The sequence below is a fragment of the Marinobacter sp. SS5-14b genome, assembly GCF_030541005.1.
Classification (GTDB): domain Bacteria; phylum Pseudomonadota; class Gammaproteobacteria; order Pseudomonadales; family Oleiphilaceae; genus Marinobacter.
Map to the genome: position 1 here is coordinate 27,943 of NZ_JASSVM010000001.1, position 11,673 is coordinate 39,615.

The 11,673-nt window shown below is 55.6% G+C and carries 9 protein-coding genes; 8 read left to right on the forward strand and 1 reads right to left on the reverse strand.

Going from position 1 to position 11,673, the window contains the following annotated elements; translation table 11 throughout:
* Positions 1-55 precede the first annotated feature (55 nt).
* From QPL95_RS00150 to QPL95_RS00180, 7 genes are all read left to right on the forward strand, one after another.
* Positions 56-943, forward strand: coding sequence for a branched-chain amino acid ABC transporter permease (locus QPL95_RS00150; protein WP_303288970.1), 888 nt, complete (start codon positions 56-58; stop codon positions 941-943).
* A 2-nt stretch (positions 944-945) separates the two neighbouring features.
* Positions 946-1,941 carry a branched-chain amino acid ABC transporter permease gene (locus QPL95_RS00155; protein ID WP_303288972.1) on the forward strand — a complete coding sequence of 332 codons (996 nt, stop codon included), beginning with the start codon at positions 946-948 and terminating at the stop codon, positions 1,939-1,941.
* Positions 1,942-2,143: 202 nt separating this feature from the next.
* A complete protein-coding gene (locus QPL95_RS00160; RefSeq protein WP_303288974.1) occupies positions 2,144-2,863 on the forward strand; it encodes a PEP-CTERM sorting domain-containing protein in 720 nt (239 codons plus the stop codon).
* 383 nt (positions 2,864-3,246) lie between these two features.
* Complete coding sequence (locus QPL95_RS00165; protein WP_303288976.1) at positions 3,247-3,663, forward strand: MarR family winged helix-turn-helix transcriptional regulator; 417 nt, start codon at positions 3,247-3,249, stop codon at positions 3,661-3,663.
* Between the two features lie 69 nt (positions 3,664-3,732).
* Entirely contained in the window at positions 3,733-6,930 is a 3,198-nt protein-coding gene (locus tag QPL95_RS00170) for an outer membrane lipoprotein-sorting protein (protein WP_303288978.1), read from the forward strand.
* A 3-nt stretch (positions 6,931-6,933) separates the two neighbouring features.
* Positions 6,934-8,247, forward strand: a complete 1,314-nt coding sequence (locus QPL95_RS00175) for a DUF1302 family protein (RefSeq protein ID WP_303288980.1) — start codon at positions 6,934-6,936, stop codon at positions 8,245-8,247.
* A 33-nt stretch (positions 8,248-8,280) separates the two neighbouring features.
* Positions 8,281-9,132 (forward strand): alpha/beta fold hydrolase, encoded by an 852-nt coding sequence (locus tag QPL95_RS00180; RefSeq protein ID WP_303288982.1) that lies wholly within the window; start codon positions 8,281-8,283, stop codon positions 9,130-9,132.
* A 76-nt stretch (positions 9,133-9,208) separates the two neighbouring features.
* Here the strand turns inward: QPL95_RS00180 and rlmF are convergent, their stop codons facing one another.
* A complete protein-coding gene (gene rlmF, locus QPL95_RS00185; protein ID WP_303288984.1) occupies positions 9,209-10,147 on the reverse strand; it encodes a 23S rRNA (adenine(1618)-N(6))-methyltransferase RlmF in 939 nt (312 codons plus the stop codon).
* A gap of 244 nt (positions 10,148-10,391) precedes the next feature.
* On the opposite strand from rlmF, the gene QPL95_RS00190 reads away from it, so the two are divergent.
* Positions 10,392-11,669, forward strand: a complete 1,278-nt coding sequence (locus QPL95_RS00190) for a nitrate/nitrite transporter (protein WP_303288987.1) — start codon at positions 10,392-10,394, stop codon at positions 11,667-11,669.
* Positions 11,670-11,673: the final 4 nt, after the last annotated feature.

Sequence of the window (11,673 nt, forward strand, 5' to 3'; positions counted from 1 at the left end):
CCGCCGGGCCAACACGCTCAATACCAACGTACGTGCTGCTTGTGGAGTTAAACCCATGTCCATGATTTTCGGCGTCCCTCTTGCTGTGCTTCTCGGCCAGCTCCTGATCGGGATCATCAATGGCGCCTTCTACGCCCTGTTAAGCCTGGGTCTCGCAGTCATCTTCGGCCTGCTGAAGATCATCAACTTCGCCCATGGCGCCATGTATATGCTCGGTGCTCTGGTGACGGTTGTTCTGTTCGACGCTCTGGGCGTCAACTATTGGGTTGCGCTGTTTCTTGCGCCCTTGCTGGTGGGCGTCTTTGGGGTACTAATCGAATACTTCCTGCTACGGCGTATTGCCGGGCAGGATCACATATACAGCCTGTTGCTCACCTTCGGGGTGGCGCTGATTCTTCAGGGTGTGCTCACCAATATCTACGGCGTTTCCGGTCTGCGCTACGCCATGCCTGATGTGTTCAAGGGCGGCTTCAACCTGGACTTCATGTTCCTACCGTACTATCGCGCCTGGGTGATTGTGGTGGCGCTGCTGGTGTGCTTTGGCACCTGGTTTATGATCGAAAAAACCAAGCTTGGCTCCTATCTCCGGGCGGGTACGGAAGATTCTCAACTGATGCAGGGCTTTGGCATCAACGTGCCGCTGCTGGTCAGCCTGACCTACGGCTTTGGTGTGGCACTGGCGGCGTTTGCCGGCGTGCTTGCCGCCCCCATTTACTCGGTCACACCGACCATGGGCTCGACGACATTGATCGTAGTGTTTGCCGTGGTGGTCATCGGGGGTATGGGCTCTATTGGCGGGGCAATCATCACCGGCATTTTGATGGGGGTGATAGAGGGCCTGACCAAAACCTTTTATCCGCCCGCATCCTCCGCGGTCATTTTCCTGGTCATGGTGGTGGTGCTGATGTTCCGACCCAACGGCCTGTTCGGTAAGGAGGCATAATGATGAGCCAGCCCATCAATTCCGCTGACGTTCACAAGGCCATGCTAGAACAGCAAAAGTCACAGGACCGCAGAAAAATGCTGCTTAACGGCGCCTTGCTGCTTTTGTTGTTGGCAGCACCTTTCGCGTTGTACCCGGTTTTCCTGATGAAAATCCTGTGCTTCGCATTGTTTGCAGTGGCCTTTAACCTGCTGTTTGGCTTCACCGGCCTGCTGTCGTTTGGCCACGCGGCGTTTCTCGCCAGCGGCGCCTATACCACTGGTTACCTGCTCAGCAACTACTCTGGCCTCACGACCGAAATGGGGATCATTGCCGGCACCCTGGTGGCGACGGCGTTGGGGCTTGTGTTCGCCTTGTTGTCGATTCGCAGGCAGGGAATTTACTTTGCCATGGTCACGCTGGCGCTGGCCCAGCTGGTCTACTTCTTCTTCGTGCAGTCAGAATTCACTGGCGGCGAAGACGGTCTGCACGGTATTCCCAGAGGCGAGTTGTTCGGTGTGATTGATCTGTCCGACAACATGAACATGTATTACTTCGTGTTGACGGTGTTCATCGCCTGCTACCTGCTGGTGCAGCGAATCGTCAGCAGCCCCTACGGCCAGGTGCTCAAAGCCATCAAGCAGAACGAACCCCGGGCCGTGTCACTGGGTTACAACGTGGACCGCTACAAAATACTGGCCTTCGTTATCTCCGCCGGGCTGACCGGATTGGCCGGCTCACTGAAGTCGGTGGTATTCCAGCTCGCCTCGCTGAACGATGCCCACTGGCATATGTCGGGTGAAGTCATCCTTATGACGCTGGTGGGTGGCCTGGGCACACTGCTTGGCCCGGTGATCGGTTCCACCTTTGTGGTCAACGTGGAATACCAGTTGTCCCAGGGGCCATTACGGGACTGGGTTGACCCGATCCTTGGCGGCATCTTTGTGCTGACCGTGCTGGCGTTCCGCAGTGGGATTGTGGGGGAGATTCAGAAGTTCATGCGAAAGAACCTGGGGTGACCGACGGGTGAATCAGAGGGCCGAGAGCTTGTTAATATGTGTCGAAATTATTTACAGGTGGTGTTTTTGATATAAATTATCACAGTGTAAAGCATAGCTATTTTTTGTTGTGGAATGATCTTTGCGGTTTTGTGCCGGCTCGGGAAGCATACACTACCGAACATGGTATTAAACTTATAAGTATCGGAGAACATCTAAGGTTATGGATATTCTAATAAAAAAAGTAGCTGCGTTCGTTGGCGCATCATTGGTCGGGTCATCACTTCAGGCCGCACTCATCAGCGAAAGTGACATCATTGCTGATTGGAGTTCAGAAAAAACCGTTGTCTACGATATTACAAATAATGCGAATTGGAGTGCTTCTGGAAATGCCATTACCAATGGTGGAAATTATAACGGAGCATTGGTAAGTGACTTTGAGTCTGCAGGTAACTTCACATTCAGCACGCTCGTCAAAGGTATTAACGATAACGACTATATGGGCGTCGTCTTTGGCTGGCAGGACAGCAATAATTCTTACGGCCTCGGATGGAATGGTGGTGGTTTAGGCAGCACCTATAGCTTTAACGGTATTGGTCTTTATAAGGAAGTCGGTGGTGTCAGAACAATCCTGGCTTCGGATGCCACAACATGGAGTAGTGGTGTTGCTTACGACTTTGAGGTTGGGCGGTCCGGCAGCAATATCTTTGCCAGTATCAAGCAAGGCGAGTCTACGATTTTTTCGGCTAGCATTGCTGACACAGCATTCATGTCGGGTAAAGTCGGATTCGATACTCTCAGTCAGGAGGCTATGTTCGGCTCTGGTAAGACGGACTACAGTGAAGCAGCAACGGTGCCTGAGCCCGGCACTCTCGCTTTACTTGGCTTGGGCCTTGCGGGTATCACCGTCTCCCGAAGAAAAGCGGTTAAAAGCGCCAAATAAGTCGTTGGCGTTCCTGTTTTAGCTTGACCAAGAGCCCTTGTCTGCCCGCGCAGTAAGGGCTTTTTAGTTTTGAGTGCAGTTAAGCAAGCGTGTCACCCGTAGGCCCGCGATCAGGCATGGCTCTGTCTTGTTGACCGAAGTGGCTGCAATCTGCGCCTATCTGGCAGGCAAGTTTCCTGAGAAGAACCTGGCGCCGCTGCCAAGCGAGCCAACGCGCTGGACGATGAACTGGCGGAGCGGATGAAGGCTGCCCCCGGCTGATTTCTGTTCTTGTCTATTGGTCCTCTTGCTCCCTGTCGAGGCAGTTTGCTCGTGCGGCGGGGAGTTTTCATGTTGAAGCTGCTATATTAGGTCGACTATTTCGCGACAGGGAGAAGGGGGGTGTGGAAATAAAGCCTTGTTTTAACTTGAAAATGCGGCAGGCGAATCGCGTACTGACCAATCATTACGACAGTTATCTGCGTGAACTGGGGCTGACCATTGCCCAGTTTTCGATCCTTCGTACACTCTTCTACATGAAGCAAACCTCCCAGAAAGACCTGCAGGAAGTTCTGGTACTGCAACAGACAACACTCACCCGCAATCTGCGACCCTTGATCCGTTCCGGTTATATCGCCACGTCACCAAGCCTTGAGGACCGACGAGTAACTCTGGTGTCATTGACCGATGACGGTATCGAGTTGTTCAACAAGGCCCTGAAAAAGTGGACGCTCGCTCAGGAAAGCGTGTCCGAGAAACTCGGAGCTGAGCTCAGTGGCCAGTTGCTGGACGTTGCCGACGCCGTCATCAAATTACAGTAAAAATTTGACAGATACATGCATATACATCTATAAGGATGCATATACATGTAACGACGTGAGGACAACAAGATGAAGGAAAATATCGTACTGATTGGTGTAAGGCGCCCATGGATGGTGTTGATCCTCGGGTTGCTCTTAATGGCTGGCCTGGCCAGTGGCCTGACCAAAATCTATAAGGACAGCCGTGCAGATGCCTTTCTGGAGGAGGACAACCCGGCACTGCTCTATAAGAATAAAGTTCAGGAGATCTTTGGATTGAGTGACCCCCTGGTCATTGCCATTGAAGATCTATCGACAGAGGGTGTTTTTCGCCTTGAAACCCTGAAACTGGTCGCCAACCTGACCGATCAGGTCAACGAGTTAGACAGCGTCAACGCGGCGCGCACCATCAGCCTTGCCACCGAAAGCAACATTGTCGGCGTACCCGATGGACTTGAAGTCACTCCTTTCCTGGAGCTCCTGGAGGATGGCGGCAGCCCTGGGGCTGTTCGCAAAGCCGTGGGTGATTTTCCGTTATACCACGGCATGCTGGTGTCGGATGACGATGCCATGACTGTCATCGTTGCTGAGCTCTACGATGATGAACTGGCAGAGGAAGCTTACCAATCTATTGTTGCGCTGACGGATGCGATTGAACTCGATCCTGTTGTCAGTATTCACGTGGCAGGAGAAGGCGCTGTCCTTGGCTTCCTGGGGCACTATATTGATCGTGATGCCAGTCGCCTGAACCCCATGGCGGGCTTGATCATCACTATCATGCTGATCATTGCGTTTCGCCGATTGCTTCCGGCGTTACTCGGCAATGCCGTTATTGCGGCATCGGTGTTGATGACGGTCGGATTCATGGCCTACAGCGGCGTGCCTTTTTTCGTGATCACCAACGCCATGCCGGTGATTTTGATCGGTATCGCGGTGGCCGACACCATCCATATCCTCAGCCACTACTACGAGTGCCAGGCGAAAAACCCCGACAGGTCGCTGCAAGATTGTATTGAAGAGGCCGTTCTGGTCATGTTTCGACCGGTCACCCTGACCACGCTGACCACCATCGCCGGCTTTCTCGGTTTGTATGCGTCGTCCTACATGCCTCCGTTCGAGTACTTCGGTCTGTTTACCGCGTTTGGCGTCCTAGTGGCGTGGCTCTACTCGATTTTTGTCCTTCCTGCATTGATCCGATTGTTCAAGCCCACGGTCAGCCAGCGCTGGGTTGAGCTGGAGCGTAACAGTCGGCGTGATGTCTTTTCCCGTGGTGTGAACGTATTGGGTCGCCTGGCGACACGTCGACCGACGGTTACGATCGCTGTGTTTTCCGCGTTGGCGCTGGTTGGAATTGCATTGACTACGCAGTTGCAGGTCAATGAAAACCGCATCAACACCTTTCATGCCGACGAGCCCCTTTACCAGGCGGACAAGCGGATCAATGAGCATCTGGATGGCACCAATACCCTTGATATCGTTATCACCACGCCGAAAGTGGAAGGCCTTTTTGATGTTGAGGTGTTGCGTCGCGTCGAAGCGCTGCAGGCCTATGCCGAGACTCTTCCACACGTGAATGGCTCGGTATCGGTGGTGGATTATCTGAAACAGATGAACAAGTCCCTCAATGAGGGCCGGCAGGACTTCTATGCCCTGCCGGAAAGCGACGCTCTGGTGGCTCAGTATTTTCTACTCTACGCCGCCAGTGGTGATCCATCGGACTTCGAGGAAGTGATTGATTACGACTACCGATTGGCGAATATCCGGCTGCATCTCGATACCGCAGAGTTTGTCGCCACCCGCCCAGTGATTGAAGCGCTTCAGAGCTACATCGATACCCAGTTCGATAGCGATAAGGCGGGCGCAACGTTAAGTGGTCGGGTTAATGTTAATTACCACTGGATAAAAGACCTGGGGCAGAGCCACTTCCTGGGGGTGATTGTGGCGCTGGTTTTTGTGTGCCTGGTTTCCGCCCTGCTTTTCCGATCCTTGTCGGCGGGCCTGATGGCGGCGGTTCCAGTGGTGTGTTCAATCCTCGTGGTTTACTCGGCGATGGTGCTGTTGGGCATCAACCTGGGTATTGGCACCTCAATGTTTGCCTCCGTGGCGATCGGACTGGGAATCGACTTCTCCATCCACACCCTGGAGCGCATCAAGACGCTGGTGGAAGAGGGCGTCGCAGATATGACGACGTTACTGGCCGAGCTCTACACCTCCACAGGCCGGGCGTTGTTGTTTAACTACCTGGCCATTGCCTTTGGTTTTGGTGTTTTGATCAGCTCCAAGGTTGTGCCCCTGACCCATTTCGGAACGGTGGTGGTCTTGTCTGTGACCATGAGTTTCCTGGCCGCGATAACCCTGCTGCCGGCGTTGGTGATGGTGGTCCGGCCGGCATTCATCTTTGGCAAGGCAGCTACCCAAAGCGAAACGCAGCAGCGCCCTGCCAGTGTGCTGGGCTCGGTGAACGGCTTGCTTCCGATCCTGATGCTGGCGGCAATTGGCGCTGCCGGATTGATCGGCACGGCCCCGGCCGAGGCAAATGACCAACTCTCGGACGGTAGTGAGGTTGCGCAACGCATCAACGCGGTGGACGAAGGCCAACATGCGACCAGTGAAATGGCCATGATCCTGACGGACTCAAGCGGTAAGGAGCGGAAGCGCCATGTGACCAGTTACCGCAAGTACTTCGGGCAAGAGAAGAAAACCGTCCTGTTCTTCAAGGAGCCCGCTAACGTAAGGGGGACGGCGTTTCTCACGTACGATTATCCCGATGCCGACAAGGATGACGACCAGTGGCTCTACTTGCCGGCCTTGAGAAAAGTGCGTCGCATTTCCGCATCTAACCGGGGAGATTACTTCCTGGGAACAGATTTTACCTACGAAGACATCAAGCTCTCCGGTCGCGTGGACAGGGATGACTACACCTTTACCGTCGATGGACAAGGCACTCTTGAAGTCGACGGTAAAGTGATCGACGTGTTGCATGTGGAGGCCATTCCAAAGACCAAAGAGATCGCCGATGAGCTGGGGTATGGCAAAACCCGGTTGTGGGTCAATACCGACAACTGGGTTGTGGTCAAAAACGAATTCTGGGACCCGAAGGGCAATCGCCTGAAAACCTACAGGGCGTCAGACATCCGGCAGGTGGATGGTATCTGGACCAGGCATCAGCTGGATATTGAAAACCACCTGACCGGACACCGCTCCCGGTTCCTGTTCTCAGATGTGGATTATCAGACCGCAGTGCGTGACAGGCTCTTTACCTCCCGGGCACTGGTCAAAGGACTGTAAGCCATGTCATCGCCACTATTTCTCAATCGGATACGCTGGGTGTTCGCTTGCTCGGTGTTGAGCCTTTCTTACCCATCGGCGTTGGCGGATGTGCGGGCGAAACTGACCACCGAGGCCGCCTACGAATGGGAGCGCGGTGATATCGGCAAGACCGAGGCGGTGCTTGATCTGGAATGGACAGGCTCTCTTGGTAAAACGACAAGCTTTACCGTGATACCTCGGGGCCGAATGGATCTGGCTGATGCCCTGGACACCGACACTCGACGACCAGATAACTACTCCCGCATTAACGGGCCGATCGAGGAGAATCCAAGCATTCGGCTCGAGTTGGCCGAAGCCTACACCGACCACTACCTTGGCTGGGGCAGTATGCGGCTGGGTAAACAGCAGGTGGTTTGGGGGCAGGCTGACGGCCTGAAAGTACTTGACGTGATTAACCCCCAGAGCCTGCGGGAGTTCAATCTGCCTGACTTTGAAGACTCCCGCATACCCACTTCCATGCTGAATCTCGAAATACCCACCGGCGTGGACTCGTCCGTTCAGCTGCTGGTCATTCCGGATCTGACGTTTAACGAACTGGCAGACCCCGGGAGTACGTTTGAAATGACGAGTCCTGAGTTAGTACCCGCTCCGGCAACCGGCGTGCCGGTAACCGTCGAACGGACCCGCCGGCCCGCCGGGGGCAACCTCGAAACCGGAGTGCGCTGGTCGGCGTTTGTGAATGGGTGGGACCTTTCAACCAACTATTTCTATTACTTCCAGGACAACCCGGTGATCTACCGGGCGTTTGCCAATGGCCAGGTGAGGGTGGCGCCTACCTATGAACGCAGCCACCTGGCAGGTATCACGGCCAGCAACGCGTTCGGAGATCTGGTGCTACGCCTTGAGCTTGGCGGCATCAGCGATTCATATCAGGTGCGTTCGGATCTTGAGAACCGAGGCATCCATAACACGCCGGAAGTCGCGTCAGTGGTCGGGTTGGATTATCACGGTATCACCAACTGGATGATCAGCTACCAGTGGTTCCAAAGCACGTTAACGGACTATGACGACCGGATTGTCCGCAAGCGTACCACCTTGCGCCACACCCTCCTGCTGAAAAAGAAGTCGTGGAACGAAACTCTGGAGACTGAGCTGTTCGCTCTGCTCAACCAGGACTACCAGGATGGACAGGTGCGGGGAAAGGTCAGCTATCAGCTGACTGACCACTGGGAAATATGGGCTGGGGCCGATGTTTTTTTTGGTGACAGGGCAGGTCCGTTCGGCCAGTTCCGGGACACAGACCGGTTGCTGTTGGGCTGGGAAACCGCCTTTTGATCCTCTTTAAAACACCAACAAAAGGAAATCGTTATGAACGGCATCACGCTAATACGCATGAAGAACCGGGCCCTGGGAATGGTCATGCCCGAGAAAGTGGTTCGGGACAATGCTCGGTTGTTCCTGAGCCCCAGGACCTTTCCGTTAAAGGAGTGGGAAAAGGAGGCAGAGCAGCAAGGCACACGCTTCGGCTTTGGCGATGGCCTGAGCGCAATCCGCTGGGGAAGCGGCGAACGGAAAATACTGCTGATGCATGGCTGGGAAAGCCGGGCTACCCAAATGTACGGGTTGGCGTCGGCACTGGCTGCCGATGGCTGTCAGGTGATTGCCATCGATGCACCCCTTCATGGCCGGTCCAAGGGTAAGCGCACCAGCCCGGTAGCCTTCGCTCAGGCGATTGTCGCCGCCGACAGGGAATTGGGGCCCTTTGATGGCGCCGTCGGTCATTCTATGGGCGCGGTCGCGCTGGCCATTGCCCGGGAGGCGGGGGCGAACCTGGGGCGTTATGCGTTGGTTTCGTCCCCGGCGTGCCTGTACGACACGCTGATCGCATTTTGCAATTTTATGGGATTGTCGACCGGCTGCACAAAGCGCTTCGTTCGCCATGTGGAACGCGAAGTCGGGCGGTCCGCCCGCGACCTGGATGTGGCGCGGCTGATGGCGGGCCACACTCCCGCCCCGTTGCTGGTGCACGCCCGCAACGATCGCGAGATACCCTACGAGGCGGTTGCGACCATTAAGCGGACCCTGTCGGGCGCGACAGTCTGGTCTGCCAATGATCTGGGGCATCGGAAAATTGTCAGGGACCCCACCATTGCATCCGTAGTGCAGCAGTTTGTTACCACGGGAATCGTCTCTGAGCAGGAGGTGGCGACGGCGAAGTAATCCGGGTTCACGCAGGCAGGCTTCTCGGGTCAAACCGCTTACCAGTTTGCTTTGGGAAAACCTGCCAGCGCTGCGCTCACATGAACGTCCAGGCCAATACTCTTGTCACTTTATTGCCCTGTTTCATCTCTATTTCCCGTACATCAACGGCGCCGAGCTTGCGAATCAGCTTTTTTAAGGGCTTAACAGTGTCAGCTTTGGACACCAGGCTGGTAAACCAGCGGCATTGAGTTGAATACACCTGGCTTTCCTTTACCAGCTTTTTAAGGAACAGCTGTTCGCCCCCCTTACACCAAAGCTCTGCGCCCAATCCGCCAAAATTCAACGTGGGGGATTGGGTGTTTGCTTTTTGTTCACCGCGACTGCGGGCCAGGTTGTTCAGTTTAAGTTGGCTCCCTTTCAATGCTTTCTCGGGCGAGGCATGGAAGGGTGGGTTGCATGCGCTGACGTCAAAGAACTCACCCGCTTGAATGATTCCTTCAAACATGTGGTTTTTATCGTGCTGCGTGCGCAGCGTGAAGCGGTCTTTGAGTGCGGGGTTGTTGGCGATAATCCTGGCAACGTTGGCAAGCGACTCGGTGTTAATGTCACTGCCGACACACTGCCACCCGTAAATCTGGCACGCCAGTAGCGGGTAGATTCCGTTTGCGCCAGTGCCTATATCAAGCAGCTTGATGCCGGGCTGATCGAGCCCGGAACCTAAAAGGTCCGCGATGTAATGGATGTAGTCCGCTCTGCCCGGTATTGGCGGGCAGAGCGCGCCTTCCGGGATATCCCAATCGACAACGTTGTAGTGCCGGTTTAATAACGCGGCGTTGAGGGTTTTTACTGCCACTGGGTCTGCGAAATCGATGGACAGATTGCCGTGCGCGTTGGGTTTCACATGGGGGGCGAGTGCGGGGTGGCTTTTAACCAGAGCAGGGAAGTCATAGCCCTGGTTGTGCACATTTCTAGGGTGAAGCCCCTTGCGTACTGGCCGGGCGTGGCTTTTCTTACTTCGATGGGGGGTGCTCACAGTAATAGGCCTGGGACTTGGAGTGCAAAAGGAGAGTGGGTCTGGCTCGGGCCGTGATTATAGTCTTTATGCCGGTGCAGGGCATACCCGGTATACCCTGCTTGGTTGCCCGCCTGTTCCCGGATAAGACCAATCATCAAGCTGATGCGTTGATTCTTGTCTATGCTGACTCATGTTGAAAGCGTAAAGAGACACTAAAGTACCTGCACCCTGACGACCGTCGGGCGTGCCGGGCGGAGGTGACATGAGGTTTCCTTCAAGTACCGCGTTTGCACTTCTGGGTGCGGCCCTGATCGCGATCAGCTTCGGACTGGCTCGCTTTGCGTTTGGTTTGTTTGTACCGCCGATCAGGGCAGAGCTGGAACTGTCGGCAGACATGATCGGCATCATCGGTGCGCTACCTCTCATCAGTTTTGTTCTGGCGACCCTGGTCGCGCCGCTGGCGGCGGATCGCTTGGGTGCCCGCAACACGGCGGTACTGTCGGGCGGTTTTGGTGCGGTTGGCCTGGTATTGATCAGCCAGGCGTCGGGTGTTCTGTCGTTGGGAGCGGGCGTCTTCGCCTGCGGTATCTGCACGGGCTTGATGATGCCGGCACTGACCGCCGCCATGCAGGCGCTGGTAAAACGCTCCTTGCATGGGCGGGTGAGTTCGGTGATGAACGCCGGCACCAGCGTGGGGGTGGCCGTTGCGGTGCCCGCGGTTCTGTTCCTGGCCGGTGCCTGGCGCTATGCTTATTTCTCGTTTGCAGTGCTGGCGGTTATCGGGGTGTTGGCAACCTGGTATTTCATCCCGTCGGTGTCCAGGGTCACGCCAGCGAACGCAGCGCCGCCCATTCCGATCAGTACCCTGCAGTGGATACGCCTGCTTCGGCTCTCGCTGTTTGCCTTTGTTATGGGCTTTGTTTCCTCGGCGTACTGGATCTTCGCACCCGATATGGCGGTTACCCTCGGTGATTTGCCATCGGGTGCCACCGGCTGGTTGTGGCTGGGTGTGGGCATTGCTGGCCTGGGCGGTGCGGTGGTTGCAGACCTTGCCGATCGCAATAACCCACCCATCACCCAGGCGCTGATGCTGATGATGCTGTCTGCAAGCCTGGCGCTGCTGGCAGCCAGCCCCGGCAACCTGATGATTGCTGTGTTTTCTGCGCTGGTGTTTGGCCTGGCCTATATGAGCCTGACCGGACTGTACCTGATGACTGGTATCCGCCTGTTACCCGGCCGGTTGTCGATGGGGCCGGTGTTGCCCTTTATGGCCGTATCGCTGGGCCAGGCCGCTGGCTCGCCGATTGTCGGTATGCTGGTGAACGAGTTCGGTTACGCGGATGCGTTTGCCATGTTTGCGGCCATTGGCATTCTGGCGGCACTGCTTTCGCCGCTGTACCCGCGGTCCCTTGAACAGGGCTCAGAAGAAGAGGGTGAGGACGAAACCGGTCTGCAGGCGGCTTACGATTATCAGCTTCAGACGGAGCAGGGTGAGCCGTATCGGGCCGTCAAAATCGCGGCCCCGGATCAGGATAAATAAACCG

Excerpts from the sequence above, each read along its gene's own strand:
- QPL95_RS00150 (WP_303288970.1), top strand. The coding sequence starts at position 56 with ATGTCCATGATTTTCGGCGTCCCTCTTGCTGTGCTTCTCGGCCAGCTC.
- QPL95_RS00170 (WP_303288978.1), top strand. The coding sequence starts at position 3,733 with ATGAAGGAAAATATCGTACTGATTGGTGTAAGGCGCCCATGGATGGTG.
- QPL95_RS00160 (WP_303288974.1), top strand. The coding sequence starts at position 2,144 with ATGGATATTCTAATAAAAAAAGTAGCTGCGTTCGTTGGCGCATCATTG.
- QPL95_RS00180 (WP_303288982.1), top strand. The coding sequence starts at position 8,281 with ATGAACGGCATCACGCTAATACGCATGAAGAACCGGGCCCTGGGAATG.
- QPL95_RS00175 (WP_303288980.1), top strand. The coding sequence starts at position 6,934 with ATGTCATCGCCACTATTTCTCAATCGGATACGCTGGGTGTTCGCTTGC.
- QPL95_RS00155 (WP_303288972.1), top strand. The coding sequence starts at position 946 with ATGAGCCAGCCCATCAATTCCGCTGACGTTCACAAGGCCATGCTAGAA.
- QPL95_RS00190 (WP_303288987.1), top strand. The coding sequence starts at position 10,392 with ATGAGGTTTCCTTCAAGTACCGCGTTTGCACTTCTGGGTGCGGCCCTG.